Annotated in this window: 17 protein-coding genes and 1 pseudogene; 8 read left to right on the top strand and 10 right to left on the bottom strand. The window is 32.5% G+C overall.

The genetic code is table 11. The features are described 5' to 3' along the window. Genes purC through purE form a run of 3 tightly spaced genes read right to left on the bottom strand, consistent with a single transcriptional unit; the run spans position 1 to position 2,300 of the window. Positions 1-702: a phosphoribosylaminoimidazolesuccinocarboxamide synthase gene (gene purC / locus LQ611_RS08580; protein ID WP_107565711.1), complete on the bottom strand. Its 702-nt coding sequence runs from the start codon at positions 700-702 to the stop codon at positions 1-3. A gap of 1 nt (position 703) precedes the next feature. Continuing rightward, complete coding sequence (purK, locus tag LQ611_RS08575) at positions 704-1,831, bottom strand: 5-(carboxyamino)imidazole ribonucleotide synthase (RefSeq protein ID WP_107565710.1); 1,128 nt, start codon at positions 1,829-1,831, stop codon at positions 704-706. After that, on the bottom strand, positions 1,818-2,300 hold the full coding sequence (purE, locus tag LQ611_RS08570; RefSeq protein WP_107565709.1) for a 5-(carboxyamino)imidazole ribonucleotide mutase: 483 nt from the start codon (positions 2,298-2,300) through the stop codon (positions 1,818-1,820). The genes purK and purE overlap by 14 nt, the downstream gene beginning before the upstream one ends. A 206-nt stretch (positions 2,301-2,506) precedes the next feature. On the opposite strand from purE, the gene folD reads away from it, so the two are divergent. Then, positions 2,507-3,364, top strand: coding sequence for a bifunctional methylenetetrahydrofolate dehydrogenase/methenyltetrahydrofolate cyclohydrolase FolD (folD, locus tag LQ611_RS08565; RefSeq protein WP_037587375.1), 858 nt, complete (start codon positions 2,507-2,509; stop codon positions 3,362-3,364). A gap of 303 nt (positions 3,365-3,667) precedes the next feature. Here folD and LQ611_RS08560 read toward each other — a convergent pair whose 3' ends face one another. The 7 genes from LQ611_RS08560 to LQ611_RS08530 all read right to left on the bottom strand — a co-directional run bounded on the left by LQ611_RS08560 (position 3,668) and on the right by LQ611_RS08530 (position 11,024). Beyond that, a complete protein-coding gene (locus LQ611_RS08560) occupies positions 3,668-5,002 on the bottom strand; it encodes a GntT/GntP/DsdX family permease (RefSeq protein ID WP_239709526.1) in 1,335 nt (444 codons plus the stop codon). Positions 5,003-5,055: 53 nt separating this feature from the next. Continuing rightward, on the bottom strand, positions 5,056-5,781 hold the full coding sequence (locus tag LQ611_RS08555) for a GntR family transcriptional regulator (RefSeq protein WP_058611486.1): 726 nt from the start codon (positions 5,779-5,781) through the stop codon (positions 5,056-5,058). Positions 5,782-5,787: 6 nt separating this feature from the next. After that, on the bottom strand, positions 5,788-6,804 hold the full coding sequence (locus LQ611_RS08550; RefSeq protein WP_107565707.1) for a sugar kinase: 1,017 nt from the start codon (positions 6,802-6,804) through the stop codon (positions 5,788-5,790). After that, positions 6,797-7,549: a 2-dehydro-3-deoxy-phosphogluconate aldolase gene (gene dagF / locus LQ611_RS08545; RefSeq protein WP_374229785.1), complete on the bottom strand. Its 753-nt coding sequence runs from the start codon at positions 7,547-7,549 to the stop codon at positions 6,797-6,799. The genes LQ611_RS08550 and dagF overlap by 8 nt, the downstream gene beginning before the upstream one ends. After that, complete coding sequence (locus LQ611_RS08540) at positions 7,546-8,652, bottom strand: DgaE family pyridoxal phosphate-dependent ammonia lyase (RefSeq protein ID WP_107565705.1); 1,107 nt, start codon at positions 8,650-8,652, stop codon at positions 7,546-7,548. The genes dagF and LQ611_RS08540 overlap by 4 nt, the downstream gene beginning before the upstream one ends. Next, positions 8,630-9,697: an amidohydrolase/deacetylase family metallohydrolase gene (locus tag LQ611_RS08535; RefSeq protein ID WP_374229784.1), complete on the bottom strand. Its 1,068-nt coding sequence runs from the start codon at positions 9,695-9,697 to the stop codon at positions 8,630-8,632. The genes LQ611_RS08540 and LQ611_RS08535 overlap by 23 nt, the downstream gene beginning before the upstream one ends. 169 nt (positions 9,698-9,866) lie before the next feature. Continuing rightward, positions 9,867-11,024: a globin domain-containing protein gene (locus tag LQ611_RS08530; protein WP_119494821.1), complete on the bottom strand. Its 1,158-nt coding sequence runs from the start codon at positions 11,022-11,024 to the stop codon at positions 9,867-9,869. A gap of 187 nt (positions 11,025-11,211) precedes the next feature. Here LQ611_RS08530 and LQ611_RS08525 point away from each other — a divergent pair, with 187 nt between their 5' ends. The 7 genes and pseudogenes from LQ611_RS08525 to qoxD all read left to right on the top strand — a co-directional run bounded on the left by LQ611_RS08525 (position 11,212) and on the right by qoxD (position 17,038). After that, positions 11,212-11,640, top strand: a complete 429-nt coding sequence (locus LQ611_RS08525; protein ID WP_107565702.1) for an RrF2 family transcriptional regulator — start codon at positions 11,212-11,214, stop codon at positions 11,638-11,640. Between the two features lie 131 nt (positions 11,641-11,771). Next, positions 11,772-12,083: pseudogene (locus LQ611_RS08520) on the top strand (immunoglobulin-like domain-containing protein); the annotation flags it as partial. Positions 12,084-12,203: 120 nt separating this feature from the next. Beyond that, complete coding sequence (locus tag LQ611_RS08515) at positions 12,204-12,674, top strand: DUF5011 domain-containing protein (protein WP_258028110.1); 471 nt, start codon at positions 12,204-12,206, stop codon at positions 12,672-12,674. 375 nt (positions 12,675-13,049) lie between these two features. Then, positions 13,050-14,153 carry a cytochrome aa3 quinol oxidase subunit II gene (gene qoxA, locus LQ611_RS08510; RefSeq protein WP_107565823.1) on the top strand — a complete coding sequence of 368 codons (1,104 nt, stop codon included), beginning with the start codon at positions 13,050-13,052 and terminating at the stop codon, positions 14,151-14,153. Continuing rightward, positions 14,153-16,147, top strand: a complete 1,995-nt coding sequence (gene qoxB, locus LQ611_RS08505; RefSeq protein WP_025905213.1) for a cytochrome aa3 quinol oxidase subunit I — start codon at positions 14,153-14,155, stop codon at positions 16,145-16,147. The genes qoxA and qoxB overlap by 1 nt, the downstream gene beginning before the upstream one ends. Next, positions 16,140-16,748, top strand: a complete 609-nt coding sequence (gene qoxC, locus LQ611_RS08500) for a cytochrome aa3 quinol oxidase subunit III (protein WP_025905214.1) — start codon at positions 16,140-16,142, stop codon at positions 16,746-16,748. The genes qoxB and qoxC overlap by 8 nt, the downstream gene beginning before the upstream one ends. Next, positions 16,745-17,038, top strand: coding sequence for a cytochrome aa3 quinol oxidase subunit IV (qoxD, locus tag LQ611_RS08495; protein WP_025905215.1), 294 nt, complete (start codon positions 16,745-16,747; stop codon positions 17,036-17,038). Before qoxC ends, qoxD begins: the two co-directional genes overlap by 4 nt. Positions 17,039-17,112 lie beyond the last annotated feature (74 nt).

Below are 17,112 nucleotides of genomic sequence, written 5' to 3'. Positions count from 1 at the left end.
TTATAGTTCCTCCAATTTTTTGTAGAAAGTTTCGTAAGTATCAATTAATGATCCTGTATCTTCTCTATATACATCTTTATCAAAGTTTTCTTTTGTTTCTTTGTCCCAAATTCTGCATGTATCTGGAGAAATTTCATCCGCTAATAAAATTTCACCATCAGTTGTTATGCCAAATTCGATTTTGTAATCTACGAGTATTAAATTCATGTCATTCATAATTTCACTTAATACTTTATTTACTTTTAATGCTTCTTTTTTAATAGTTGATAATTCTTCTGATGAAGCAATATTCAATAATGACACATGATCATCAGTGATAAGTGGATCATTTAACTCATCTTTCTTATAGAATAGTTCTAATAAAGGTTCTTTAAATTCATATCCCTTTTCAAAACCTAGTCGTTTACAAATTGAACCTGCAGCAACATTTCGTACGACAACTTCTAATGGGAAAATCTCTACAGCTTTAACAAGTTGTTCTGTTTCAGAAATTTGTTCTACAAAGTGACTCTCAACGCCTTTTTGTCGCAATATTCCAAATATTTTCGATGTGATTAAATTGTTTAAGCGACCTTTTCCAAGCATTTTATCTTTTTTAGCACCATTTCCGGCAGTCACTTCATCTTTATATTCGATTCTCAAAATACCTTCTTGATCTGTGTTGAATACTCTTTTAGCTTTGCCTTCATAAAGTAATGACATATTAATCGTTCCGCCCTTCAAATAATTGATTAAATTGGTTTTCATCTTTATTTAAATCTGTTGATAATTTCGTAATATGTCCCATTTTACGGTTTACTTTATTGACCTTTTTACCGTAAATATGAACGTGCCATTCAGGATGCTCACTAAATACTTCTTGTAAATTCAACACATCTTGTCCTAGCAAATTCATCATGATTGCTGGTTGTAATAAAGTAATCTTTTTCGGTAAATGCCATCCTGCAACTGCAAGTATATGTGTATCAAATTGTGAGTAATCACATGCTTCGATAGAGTAATGTCCTGAATTATGTGGTCTAGGCGCAATTTCATTCACATAAAGTTTATGATCTTCCGTTACAAAAAATTCAACTGTAAACGTTCCTACAAAATGTAACTTCGTCATAATTTTTTGAACTTCTTGAATAGCTTGTTCTTCTAAATCTACTCTAGCTGGAACGACTGTCTTATATAAAATTTGGTTTCTATGTTCATTTTCTTGTAATGGAAAATAAACTGTATGATCATATATATCACGTGTAGCTGTTATGGATACTTCTTTAAATAGAGGGAGATATTTTTCAACTACGCATGGTGTATCAGTAATTAAGTTCTTAGCTTCATCTAAATCTTCTTTAGATTGAATGACAAGCTGACCTTTACCGTCATACCCACCAAAGCGTGTCTTTATAATAAATGGATAGCCAATTGTTTCTATAGCTTCATTCAAGTCTTCTGTTGACTTAACTTCCATAAACGGTACAATTTGAACATTTGCACTTTCTAACGTTTGTTTTTCAGTTAAGCGATCTTGTAATAAAGCAACTGTTTGGCTCCCTTGAGGAATATTAAATTGATTGGAAAGTTTTTCTAACTGCTGTGCATCTATATTTTCAAATTCATAAGTTACAACTTTAGAGATGTCACCAAGCTTATTGAGTGCATCTATATCCGAAAATTCAGCGTTTATAAATTGGTGTGCTACAAATCTTGCAGGGCAATCTTCGTCAGGGTCTAAAACGGCAACTTGAAATCCCATTCTTTGAGCAGACTGAGCCATCATTTTACCTAATTGACCTCCACCGACAATACCTATCATGTCACCTGATTCTAGGTTATAATAAGTCATTTTGCATTTCCTCCACTTTATCGACTAAACTTTTTTCATAATTAACAAGTTGTTTTCTTACATTTTCATCTGTCATACCGATCATTCTTGCGGCTAAAATACCAGCATTTTTAGATCCGGCTTTTCCTATTGCAGTTGTCGCAACTGGTATCCCACCAGGCATTTGTACTATCGACAACAATGAATCCATACCTTTTAAGCTTTTTGATTCAATAGGTACACCAATCACTGGAACTGTTGTTAATGAAGCTACCATTCCTGGCAAATGTGCAGCCCCACCTGCTCCAGCAATAATAATATCTATATTACGATCAGTAACATTTTTCGCAAAGTCAACCATTTCTAATGGTGTTCGATGTGCAGATACGATCTTTTTCTCATATTGGATATTAAAAAATTCAAGCATATCGCATGCTTCTTTCATGATTGGCCAATCTGACGAACTACCCATTATAACTGCCACTTTCATGTAGGTCACCCTTTCAAATAGTTGAAATATTTAATCTTTTCTGTGTATATTACAGATATAGCATAACAATTGATCATGCTATTTTCAATGAAAAAACGAACATTTTATATATTTTTTACAAAAAAGTTTGATTTATGTTCGTATTAAGGGCATAATTTTCATTGTATCAATCAATATAGTTCGATTATTAATAGGAGGCAATTTTCATGGTAGCTAAGATATTAGACGGTAGAGAAATAGCGAAGACTTACAGAGCAGGTCTTCAAGCAGAAGTTGAAAAGTTAAAAGAACATAACATCGTACCTAAATTAACGGTCATACTCGTTGGTAATGATGGCGCAAGTCAAAGTTATGTTAATTCTAAGAAAAAAGCAGCTGAAAAGATTGGTATGATTTCTGAAATTGTACATATGGATGAATCATCTACTGAAGAAGAAGTATTATCTGAACTCGATAGATTAAATAATGACGATTCAGTAAGTGGTATATTAGTCCAAGTTCCACTTCCAAAACAAGTTTCTGAAGCAAAAGTATTAGAAGCAATCAATCCTGACAAAGATGTAGATGGATTTAATCCTATAAATATTGGTAGATTATATACTGGAGAAAGAACATTTATCCCATGTACCCCACTAGGTATAATGGAAATTCTCAAACATGCAGATATTGACTTAAAAGGAAAAAACGTAGCCGTAATCGGTAGAAGTCATATTGTTGGTCAACCAGTTAGTAAATTATTAACAGATCAAGATGCAACTGTTACGTTATTACACTCAAAATCAACAAATACAGAAGAAGTCTTAAAACAAGCAGATGTAATCGTAAGTGCAGTCGGACGCGTACACCTCGTTACAAAAGACTTAGTAAAACCAGGAGCAGTCATTATCGATGTCGGAAACACACCAGATGAGAATGGTAAATTAAAAGGTGACGTCGATTTCGAAGCCGTTAAAGAAGTAGCTAGTGCAATCACACCAGTACCAGGCGGCGTCGGTCCATTAACAATCACCATGGTATTAAACAATACATTATTAGCAGAAAAATGGAAAAACGGACTTGAATAAAAATATAATATAGAAAAAAAGCGGAACCCTATGACGGTTCCGCTTTTATTTATTGAGGTAGTTAGATAGGCGCTAACTTCCATTATTCTGAATTGTGGTAGTTAGAATCCGCTAACTATCATTATTACGAATTGTGGTAGTTAGAATGCTGTAACTTCCATTATTCTGAATTCTGGTAGTTAGAATCGGCTAACTTCCATTATTTCGAATTGTGGTAATTAGACGCGAACTCATTTACGGACATTTCTCGGAATTCTGTCCCTAACAACGCCATCTTCTCATCTACTTTATTGATTAAAATACTTATATGAAACTATTTAGTGCGAAGGCTATTAAGAAGGCAACTACTGATAACATCGTCTCCATAACGGTCCATGTCTTGAATGTTTCTTTCACATTAAGTCCTAAATATTCTTTTACCATCCAAAAGCCTGCATCGTTTACATGCGATAACATCAATGATCCTGCACCTGTTGCTATTACTAGCAGTTCTAAATTTACATCAGATATATTTTGAATAATTGGCGAAACTATACCTGCTGCTGTCGTTAATGCAACGGTTGCTGAACCTGTCGCAACTCGTATTAAACCTGCAACTAAAAATGCTAACAGTAATGGAGAAAGTGATAGATTTTCTGTCATTTGAGCAATCGTTTCTCCTACACCCGTTTCAATAAGAATTTCTTTAAATCCTCCGCCTGCTCCTATTATTAATATAATTGAACCTATTGGTAAAATACAATCTTCTACTAATCTTTTGATTGTATTTCTATTCATACCTTGCTTAAATCCAAGTAAATAGAATGCTACAAAGCATGAAATTAATAACGCAATGACAGGGCTACCAACAAATAATAAAGTATTTTTTAATAAGATTGGTAAACTACCTAAATACGGCGTGATGATTGATAATAGCATTAGCAATACTGGTAGTACGATGATAAAGAATGATACAGATACGCTTGGTAAACTCGTCGTTTCATTATTGACTTTTAAAATGTTTGGTGAATTTTCAGGAGTCAATCTCTTACTTATAAATTTACCAAGTATTGGTCCTGATATAATTGCAGTTGGTAAAGCAATAATGAGTGAATATAATAATACTTTTCCTAAATCTGCATCATAAATTCCAATAGCTGTCATGGCACCTGGATGTGGCGGCACAATACCATGAACGATTGATAATCCTGCTAATAAAGGAATAGCGATCAATAGTATATTCGTTTTCGTCGTCTTATGAATAGATATGACTAACGGTAATAAAATAACAATTCCAACTTCAAAAAATACGGGTATACCAATAATAAAACCAGACAACATCATTGCCCATGGTAATTTCTTAGGTCCCAATACTTTTATGAGATAATCTGAAATTTGCATCCCTGCACCTGAATCAGACATTAATTTACCTAAGATTGTCCCTAATGCTAGAATACCAACTAAATGACCAAGGACATCACCCACTCCAGATTCATAAGCAGTGACAATTTTTTCTGGGGACAAGCCTGCCATTATTGCCAAGAATAATCCAGCAACAGTTAAGCTAATAAAAGCGTGCCATTTCCATAAAGCAACTCCTAAAATAACAATTACAATTGACAGTAGCGTAATGATTAATAAATATATATTTGAATCCATTATTTTCCCCCCTATAATGTTAGCGCTACCATTAAATCACAAAAGTTAAAGCATCAATTGTTTAAGCTGATGCTATACTTTTTCAAATCACTATTATAATAGCCAATACTATATTCAACTGTTTCACTGTTATTATTAAAAGATTGACGTTCTCTAACTAGTAGTGATACAGATGGATCAAGTTCTAAATATTCTGAAGCCGTAATATCTTTTTTCACTGAAAAAGAATCTTCAGTATTGATAATTTCTATATTCGCTTCTTCTAATATTTTATATATAGACAGATCATTATTTTGTTTTTGCTTTTCATATTCATTCAAACTATGAAGTGGATATGGTAAATAATGATTAAATAATATATATGGTCTATTATTTAATAAGTACACTCTTGTAATTTTGTAGGCATTTTCGCCAAACATGTTATATAATTCACTATTTTTTAAATTGGATACGACAGCGATATCTTTAATAACTTTTTTAATTTCGTTACCTTCTTCAACCAATTTCTCTGTAAAGTTTTTATTTTTTGTAACTTTATTAAAAGGTTTATGGCTAATAACGCGCGTTCCTTTTCCACTTTTCTTTTCTAAATAACCTAATGCAACTAACTCTTTGATTGCTGCCCTAACCGTAACTTTACTCACATTAAATTCCTTTTCAAAGTCAGTTTCAGTTGGGATATTATTTCCAACAGTATAAATACCATGAATAATTCTATCTTCAATTATTTGTTTTATTTGTAAATATAATGGTCCTTTTTCTGATGATAGTACCGTCATAAATGATTACCTCTCAATATCGTTAATTTCGTTTTTCATGACTTTTATTATATCATCTACATTATATAAAGGGGTATCCCCTGATATTGTATGTGCTAATGCACAAGAAGCTGTTGAAAAATCTACGGCATCCTGTGGGTTCATGTTAGTTAATTCGGCATGAATAAGCCCACTTGTATATGCATCACCAGTTCCAATTCTATCTAATATCGTGACTTCATAATCTTTTGAGTAATACATTTGATTATTTTTGAATAAATAACCTTTGATAGTATTATGATTGCTACTATTAACGATTCTGTTTGTACCTGCAATAATAGGTATATGATATTTTTCTGATACTTTAGGTAATATATCCTCTAGTTGTTCTGCTTTTGTTTCTTTATCTGTCGTAATACCTAATGTATTAATTGCATCTTTTTCATTCATGAGAACGATATCCGCTTCATGTAAAATCGTCTCATAGTATGGTTTGGCTCTTTCATTTCCATCTTCACCCCAAAGAGATGGTCTAAAATTACAATCAAAAACGATTTGTATATTGTGTTCTCGAGCAGCTTTTACAATCTCAAGAATGTTCTGTCGCATCATTTCGTTCATTGCTAATGAGATGCCACAAATATGAAGAACATCTATATTTTCAAAAATTTCTTCTAAAGGATAGTCTGAAATATTTACTGTATTGAAACTACTTTCAGTTCTATTTGTATATGTCACACTACTTGAACGATTACCGAATCCTTCTTCTAAAAAGTACATTCCAAGATTTTGATTTCTTTTTAATATAAAATTACTATCTATTCCAAGTCTTCTAATCGCACTAATCGCAGCTGTACCGACTGAATTATCAGGAACAGCACTTATTAAGTTCGTTTCATATCCAAATTGCGCCATTAAACCTGTAACATTTACACCTGTTCCAGTAAAACTGTAATTTAATCTATCTGCTTGTCTTAATAGAAGATGATCCGGTACTGTTAACCGCATCATGATTTCACCATACGCAGCAATTTTCTTATTCATATGCATCAACTTTTTCTTTAATTTTATTATTTAACCATTCAACATCTTCTATTTTTGTCATACCTGTTTCTTTATCAATAATTGATGAATAAACATGTGGAATGATTTTAGGTACATTATTTTTTAATGCGATATCTAAAATTTCTTCAAAGTTATCTAATGTGATGCCACCAGTTGGCTCGAGTCCAAAATGTTCTTCACCACATGCTTTTGCAACAGCTTTATACTCTTCAATTGTTTGCAACCCATTCATAGGGAAAAATTTAATAGATGATCCTCCCATATCTTTTATTAAATTAATTGCTGATTTAATTGGAATGACAGCATGTTCTTCACCTGCACCACTAATTGGACCAGTAGATATATTTACATATCCAGGTTTACCAGAAGGAGATACTAATGAATTCACCCATGTTGTATTTCCAGAATTAGCAAATGTTTGGCCAACACTTGTAAATACTTGATTGATATGTGACCCTTGGTAATGTTTCGCAATTTCAGAAACGACTTTAGCTTGCTTGTTATCGCCTGCACCCAATCCAATTGAAATTGCATCTTCTACATTGCTTCCAAAGTCTTTCATTGCATTAACAGCATCATTTACATTATCAAAGTCTTTTGATAATACACCGATAACAACATTTCCTTCTGCCGTTTTATATATTTCTTCTATATTCTCTTTTCCTTTAGCCAAGACGTTCAAAGAAACGCGATTTTTATAAAATCTATCAAGTATTTTCATTATATTTCCCCTTCCAAAATTTGTACCATTGTATTGTAAATCGTATCTATTTCATTTTCTTTTAATGGTCTTGGATCTATATCAAAATGACCTTGTTTTACACCATAATCTCTTGTATAAATTGCTGTTTCAGCATTTTTTAATTTATTCACAACTTCTTCAGCAGTTAAATTAATCATTGAACTGTCTACTTTTATACGACTTCTATAAATCTCTCTCCCCGCTTCATCTTGTACAATACTGACGTTAATTCCATCATATTGATTTAAAGCATCTAGTTTTGTTAGCGTTTCTTTCTCTTCTTTTGAATGATCAACTTTTTCATAGTATTCATCTATCGCTTGTAACAAGCCAAAAACAGATTCTTTACCAACTTTCATACTTCGTCCAATAAAATGTAACTGTACTTTTACAGAATCAATCCATTCTTTTTTACCTGCGACGATTCCAGTTGTTGGTCCTTGTATCGCCTTTGACCCACTGTAAATTGCTAAATCAGAATGCTGAATGTATTTTTCTAAATCTTCTTCTGCAGCTGCATCGACAATTAATGGAATATTATTTCTTTGTGCAACTTCATATATTTCTTCAACTGATGCCATATTTTTTTGTACTGCATGATGAGATTTAACAAATAGTATCGCTGCAGTATTTTGATTAATGGCTGACTCTATATGCTCTTCTTTTCCTTCATTTGCATAGCCAACTTCTACTAATGACCCACCTCCTAAATAAACCATTGTTTCTATTGGTGCTCCGTATTGCACATTATGTCCTTTAAATAAGATGATTTCATTTTGCTCAATACTTTGATTGTGTAGGCGTTGACTTTTTCTTTTGTCTCCTTTAGTAACAACAGAAGCAACAGATAAAGCGATTCCACTTGATGCAGAATTTACGACCACAGCGTCTTCTGCCTTTATTTTTTGAGCAATGTATTGTCCAGATTTGTCTACTAAATCAGCTATTTCTACATAATTCTGTCCACCAAATTTCATAGCATCCATGACTGTATCTGTTGGTGATGAAACACCTAATATGCTCATTCTTCCACTAGCATTAATAACTTGCTTTAATCCGTATTTATAATTCAAAGAATTCTCCATTTGCTAATACGCCTCTTTCTTTAATGAGTTTTGTACCTTTTAATATTTTTCTATCTGAATCGATTAACTCCACTTCTTTATCCGCCACATCAAATATTGTTAAATTAGCAACTTGACCCTCAGTGAAGTCTGATAAATATTTTTTATTTATGATATGTGCTGGATTGATAGTTACTGCATTTATGACTTCTTCTAACGAATAACCTAAATTAATAAACTTTGATAAAACATTAGATAAACTAAATACGGGTCCTTCTAATCTGTTCTTCTTATATATATCAGTGCTTATAGTATTAAAATGAATGTCATGCTTTTTAGCTGATTTTGCAACTTCAAAAGAGAAACTTGCATTACCATGACCGACATCTAAATTCACACCTCTAGAAATTGCATCTTTTAAAACATTTAAAGGATTGCCATTATTGTCAAACAGATTATTTTCTTTACCATTCAAAAAGTGCGTAATAATATCGCCTTTCCTTAGTAAAGGAATAACATCTTCAATTTTAGGTGGTGCAGATCCTATATGCGTCATAATCGGCAATTTCAAATCATTACCAATTTCAACTGCCTTCTGTAATGGTGTAATGCCATTACCTTTTACAACACTACTGCTAATTCTTGCTTTCAAACCAATGATCATGTCTTTATATTTATGAACTGCATCATGACATGCTTCAATATTTATCCAATCTAAATTGGATAACTCATCTATTCTTTCCAAACCAATTCTTGAAATATTTAAAAATGAAAATACATTCGTCTTACTCGATTGAGCTCTGTTATATAGTTCATCTATTCTATTTGCACCACAGCTTCCTGCATCAACAATTGTTGTCACACCTTGTTTAATACCGATGTCGTCGATATTGTCACCATAAGGAGAAAAATCCGAAAAACCATGTACATGCAAATCAATCCATCCTGAAGAAATAAATGAATACTCACCATTAAACAACAATTCGCCATCAATTGAATTTGGTGCAGCAATTTTCTTTATAACCCCTTTTTCTATTAAAATATCTACTTTCTTACCACCAACCATTTCGATATTTCGTATAACACCTGTACTTTTCAAAATGATCACCTCTTTGAAAAAGATTATAACATTATAATGTTTAATAACGCAAACATTATAATGTTATAAAGTTTATATACAAAAACCACCACCCCATTATGCTGATCATAATGGAGTGGTGGTTTAAATTCCTATATTATACGTTTGTAATACTCATTTTTGGACCGAATGGTTCGAAATGAACATCTGCTTGGCCAATATTTAATTTTTCTAGTTCATCAAATATTGTATCCATAAATGTGATACCACCACATAAATAGATGTCGACGTCTTCATTAATCCAATTGCTTAATTCATTGCTTGTTAAATATCCGTCTCTTTCTTTTAAATGATAAGTAACTTCTACATTTTCGTTCATTGCATTTAATGCGTCTACTTCTTCTTTAAATGGTACGTCTTTTTCTGCTTCATTTACATGTACGAAATGAACATTTCTACCTTTATATGCTTCATCTTCTAACATTGCTAGCATTGGTGTAACACCTGCGCCTGAAGATAATAGTAATAATTTTTTGTCTTTATCTGATTCTACTTTGAAATCACCTGCAGGAGCTGAAAGTTCAATAGTATCTCCAACTGAATATTTATCATGTAAATCATGAGATACTAGACCTTTTTTCTCGCCTTCTCCTTCGCGTTTTACAGCAAATCTTATTTTACCGTCATTTTTTACAGAGTAAATTGAGTAATGTCTTAATGCTAAATTATCATCGTTTGTTGGTTTAATACGTACAGTGATATATTGACCTGCAACAAGTTCAGGAATTTTAATGTTATCTACCGGTTCAACTTCAAATGATTTCATTGAAGTACCTTGATCTTCGATATTTGTAATTTTAAATGATTTAAAGTCATCCCAAGCTGCTTGTTCGTACATTGCTTTTTCCATTTGGATAAATACGCCTGCAATTTCACCATATGCTTCTTCCCAAGCATTCATAATATCATCTGTAGCTGCATCGCCTAGAACTTCTTTAATTGCTTTTAGTAAGAATTCACCAACAATTGGATAATGTTCTTCTTTAACTTGTAATGCACGGTGTTTATGTGCAATTTGATTTACGTTAGGAACGATTGCTTCTAAATGATCGATATGTTTAGCTGCTGCTAAAACTGTTTGTGCTAAAGCTGTTTGTTGTTTACCTTGTTTTTGGTTAGATTTATTAAATATGTTCAATAATTCTGGATGAGCTTCAAACATTCTTTGATAAAAGACTTTTGTAATTTCATTTCCGTATTGTTCTAATACTGGTACTGTTTGTTTTACGATTTCTTTAGTTTGTTCTGATAACATCAGAAGTCCCCCTCTAAAAGATATATTTTAAATACATGTTTAATTGTAAATAATTTCACAATGTTTATCAATACAGTTCGCAAAAAGTTTACAAAGTTGTCACTCTTTTAAAAATACATATATTGATTGATTGTTTTTTAACCTTCAAATTAAGTATAATTAATATATTATAAGGAGGTTGAACTTTATGAAGCTCACCCAATACACGGATTATTCTTTACGTGTCCTCATGTATTTAGCTCAACAAAATAAACAATCTCAAATAGAAGAGATTTCAAACTTTTATGGCATATCAAAAAATCATTTAACAAAAGTCGTACATCAACTTGTTAAGTTAGGATACTTAAAATCTATAAGAGGAAGAAATGGTGGCATAATCCTCAATCAGTCCCCTAGTGACATTAATATAGGTAAACTTGTTAGACAAACTGAAGATCATTTTGAATTAGTAGAATGCTTTAATATGGAAACAAATACTTGTCCAATAGCATTAAATTGTGGATTAAAAGGTGCACTCAATCATGCTTTAATGGAATACTTACGTACGCTTGATCAATATTATTTAAGTGATATCATTCCTAAAAACACCCTAAAAGACACTGTTTACACTCTTTAAGTTGGGAAATCGGTCTAAAGGTCGATGTAAATGTGAAAATATTACGATAATATATCATTTAGTAAGGAAATGAAAAACGACACATGTTATTCTTTCCTTATAGCTTACAACAAAGGAGTACATAAAAAATGATGAATAAAATATTACAATCACTTACAGTACTTGGTGTTTCTGCTTCACTTGTTACACCTTCATTAACTGCGAGTGCTACTGGAAACAGCCTTCCACAAATTAAAGGTGTCGAAGGTGACGTTGTTGAAAAAGGTGCTGACTACGATTCATTAAAAGGCATAAAAGCATATGATAAAGAAGATGGAGACTTAACAGATAAGATTAAAGTAACTGGTGACGTTGATACTTCTAAATTAGGTAAATACAAAGTACAATATAAAGTCACAGATTCTGATGGCGCATATAGAACGAAATGGCATTATGTATATGTTGTCAAAGAAGGTTCATTAAATGGTTCTAAAGACAACGATACTAAAGATAAGAATAAAGATGAATCTAAAGCTGAAGTAGCATCTAACAAGAAGACATCTACTAAAGATTTAGATGAAAATATGCCACTTATTACAGTGCCAACTAAAGATTTAGTTTATCAAGGTGACCACTTCGATCCGATGAAAGGTGTTAAAGCATCTGACAAAAAAGACGGTGACATCACTGATAAAGTAACTGTTAAAGGTGATATTGATACTTCTAAAACAGGTTTACAATATATCACTTACCACGTTAAAGATTCTGATGGCTACTACTACACATACAAAAGAGGCGTTTACGTAAACGATGCAGATTTAGCACCTAATCCTGAATTATCAGGTATTAAAGATGTTACAATTAAAAAAGGTCAAGACTTTGACTTATTAAAAGGTATAAAAGCTAAAGATAAATCAGGTAAAGATTTAACATCTGACATTGTTACAAGTGGTGAAGTAGACACTAGCAAACCAGGTAAATATAAAGTCGGCTATGCAGTTTCTGATGCTGACGGTCATATCTCAGCTGAAGGTAGAACAATTACAGTAAAATAATCATATATAAACAAACCAAATGAAATCATTCATTTGGTTTGTTTTTTTATATTTATCAAAAGTGTAATTTTTAAATTTCCGTTTCATTTAAGTGCCTATTTAAGAATATTAAAAATATTTTGAACTATTCTTAATAACCTGAAAACTCAATGTTTTTAACAATTTAAAGATGTTTTTTCGTTTTTTTAAATATTTTTAAAATGTACACAAAAATTTAACAATTAGAAAAAAACGCGTCATATCAAAGTTAATTAAATACATTTTTATATTATAACGCTTACACCCTATTTTATAGCCTTGTAAATATGTTTAAATCCTTTAAAATTAAGGTCTAGCCATATATATAGGTATATAGAAAATTGGGAGGTAAAAAACGTGGCAAAGTTAAAGTCAATACTTCTCATGTCAACATTAGGTATTTTACTTAGTGGTTGTTCAAATTTAGAAGTATTAAACCCCAAAGGCCCTATGGCTGAAGATCAACATTTCTTAATTATCTTTTCAATTATTATGATGGTCTTTATTGTTATAGTGGTCTCCGTTTTGTTTTTAATATTTATTATTAAATATAGAAAAACAAAAAATGAAACATCTGGTACGATGCATCACAACGTCGTTTTAGAAGTTGTATGGTTTATTATTCCAATCATCATACTTGTGATATTAGCCGTACCAACAATTAAATCATTGTACAATTATGAAGAAGCACCTAAGTCTGAAGAAGACCCAGTTGTTATTTATGCAACAAGTGCTGGCTTTAAATGGTTCTTTAGTTATCCTGATGAGAAAGTCGAAACTGTCAATCATGTAACGATTCCAGAAGGTCGACCAGTTCTATTTAAATTACAATCTATGGATACAATGACAAGTTTCTGGGTACCTCAATTAGGTGGACAGAAGTACGCTATGACTAGCATGACAATGGATTGGACATTGCAAGCTAATGAAACAGGTACATTCAAAGGAAGAAACTCTAACTTTAATGGTGAAGGGTTCTCTAGACAAACCTTTAATGTTAACGCTGTAAGCAACGAAGATTATGATAAATGGGTTTCTAAATCTCAAAAACGTAAAACAATTGATCAAGATACATTCGATCATCAACTTTTACCTACAACTAAGAATGAGGAACTTACTTTTAGTGGAACACACTTAGCATATGTAGATCCTGCTGCGGATCCTGAATACATTTTCCATGCTTATAAACGTTTCCGCTATGAACCAAAAGATCCAAACTTCTATGATGAAAGCGAAGGCGTAACAGAAAAACCAGTATTACCTGCACGTAAAGTGACTGTTACAAACCCTAACTATGAACGTCATGGAATGAAACCTATGATTCTTAAAAATAACGAAAAATATGACAGTGACTTCAAAAAAGAAGAAAAACATCATATGGACGAAATGGAAAAAATGCAAGAAGATGCAAAATCTGATGATGAAAAATCTTCAGATAAGAACCATGGAGGTGACAAGTAATGAATTTTCCATGGAATGAATTTATCGTTCAAAGTGACTGGATGATAACAATGGCGCAAGTATTACTTGTATTAACAGGTATATGCGTTGTTGGTGGTCTAACATACTATAAAAAATGGAAATGGCTTTATACAGAGTGGTTAACTTCAGTTGACCATAAAAAAATCGGTGTAATGTATATTATATCTGCAATCATTATGTTCTTCCGTGGCGGTGTAGATGCACTTCTTATCCGTTTACAATTAATGACACCTGATAATACATTACTTAAATCTCAGCACTATAATGAAATCTTTACAACACATGGTGTAATCATGATTATCTTCATGGCAATGCCGTTCTTAATCGGTTTAATGAACGTTGTTGTTCCTTTACAATTAGGTGCTCGAGATGTTGCATTCCCTATGTTAAATAACTTAAGTTTCTGGTTATTTGCTGCCGGAATGGGATTATTTAATATTTCATTCGTACTTGGTGGTGCGCCAGCTGCTGGTTGGACAAACTATGCGCCACTTGCAACTGACTTCAGTCCAGGTACAGGTATTAACTATTATTTAATTGCAATTCAAATTTCTGGTATTGGTACGTTAATGACGGGTATTAACTTCTTCGTTACGATCTTAAAATTACGTACTAAATCAATGAAATTTATGCAAATCCCAATGTTCTCAATGACAACATTAATTACATCATTATTAATTATCTTAGCCTTCCCTATTTTAACTGTCGCACTTGCTTTAATGACTTTCGACCGTTTAATGGGAACAAGCTTCTTTGAAGTTGCTAATGGTGGTATGCCAATGTTATGGGCTAACTTCTTCTGGGTATGGGGTCACCCTGAAGTTTATATTTTAGTATTACCGGCATTCGGTATTTACTCTGAAATCATCCCTACTTTTGCTAGAAAAAGATTATTCGGACATCAAAGTATGGTTTGGGCAACTGGTGGTATTGCGTTCTTAAGCTTTATCGTTTGGGTTCACCATTTCTTCACTATGGGTAGTGGTGCATTAGTTAACTCATTCTTCTCAATATCAACTATGTTAATTGCCGTACCAACTGGTGTTAAAATATTCAACTGGCTATTAACCTTATATAAAGGTCGAATTACATTTGAATCACCTATGTTATTCGCATTAGCCTTTATTCCAAACTTCACATTAGGTGGGGTTACAGGTGTTATGCTTGCTATGGCAGCAGCGGACTATCAATATCACAATACTTATTTCTTAGTGGCACACTTCCACTACGTTATTATCGCTGGTGTTGTATTCGCATGTTTCGCAGGTTTAATATTCTGGTATCCAAAAATGTTTGGTCACAAATTAAATGAAAAGATTAATCAATGGTTATTCTGGACATTTACTTTAGGATTCAACTTATGTTTCTTACCACAATTCCTATTAGGTTTAGATGGAATGCCACGTCGTTTATATAAATACACTCAAGCAGATGGATGGTTCTCATTAAACTTCATCTCTACAATTGGTGCATTCTTGATGGGTATTGGTTTCTTAGCTCTAGTATGGAACGTCGTATACAGCTTTGGTAAAGCGAAACGTGAAGCAACTGGTGACAACTGGAATGGTTTAGGTAGAACATTAGAATGGGCTACTGCTTCAGCAATGCCACCACACTACAACTTCGCTATTACACCAAAATGGTATGATACTGAAACATTTGTAGAAATGAAACAAAATGGTAAACACTATCTTGACGATAGAGATTATAAAGATATTCATATGCCTAACAATACACATGTTGGATTCTGGATGGCAGTATGTTTCTTATTCGGTGGATTCTTCCTAGTATTTGAAACATATATACCAGCAATTATCTTTGGTATTGGCGTATTAGCATGTATGGTTTGGAGAAGTTTCGAAAAAGACTACGGCTACCATATTCATGCTGAAGAATTAGAAGAAAATGAAGCAAAATTACGCGAATTACGTGAACAAGAATTACAGGAAAAGGAGGACAATAAAGATGAGTAATGAACACCACAATACAATTGATACTGTTAATGAAACAGGACAATTAAATAAACTCGGATTTTGGGTCTTTCTTACTGCTGAGGTTGCGTTATTCGGTACATTATTTGCAACATTCTTAGTATTACAGAAAAGTGGTTCATACGGTGGTTTCACTACACCAGAATTATTTGAATTACCATTAGTTATGATTATGACATTCCTATTACTTGTAAGTAGTTACACTTGTGGTATCGGTGTTTACTACATGCGTAAAGAAAATGTCAAAATGATGATGGTATGGATGATTATTACACTTATCTTAGGTGCCGGATTCGTAGGATTTGAAATTTACGAATTTACTCACTATGTTCATGAAGGTGTTACACCTCAATTAGGATCATTCTGGTCTTCATTCTTTATACTTTTAGGAACACATGGTCTCCATGTTACTTTAGGTATATTCTGGATTTTAGGTGTATTAATCCAAATCCTTACACGTGGATTAAATGAACACAATGCACCTAAAGTATTTATCGGAAGTTTATACTGGCATTTCCTTGATGTTGTATGGATCTTTATCTTTACATTAGTTTATCTTGTAGGGATGGTGAGTGGATCATGAATAAAACAGTCGTTACACATACAGTCGGTTTAATATTCTCAATTGTATTAACATTAGTAGCTGTTTATGTCATGTTATACACTGGCATGTCACTACAAGTAAGAACATCAATCATTATTGGATTTGCTTTCTTACAAGCATTAGTTCAATTACTAATGTTCATGCATTTAACAGAAGGACCAGATGGACGCGCAACTGCATTCAAAGTACTCTTCGCAGTAATTATTACTTTATTAGTAATAATCGGTACTTATTGGGTTATGGTTGGCGGACACAGCGCCCATATGTAAAACCTATATATTTAAAGCTGTTATTAAAGTCAGAGACTTTAATAACAGCTTTTTTATTTTGAATAGAATTAATT

Origin of the sequence: Mammaliicoccus sp. L-M44 (assembly GCF_022386355.1) — a bacterium.
Lineage (GTDB): Bacteria > Bacillota > Bacilli > Staphylococcales > Staphylococcaceae > Mammaliicoccus > Mammaliicoccus sciuri_A.
The sequence above is the reverse complement of the archived record's forward strand: the minus strand, read 5'-3'. Positions and strand labels throughout refer to the sequence as shown.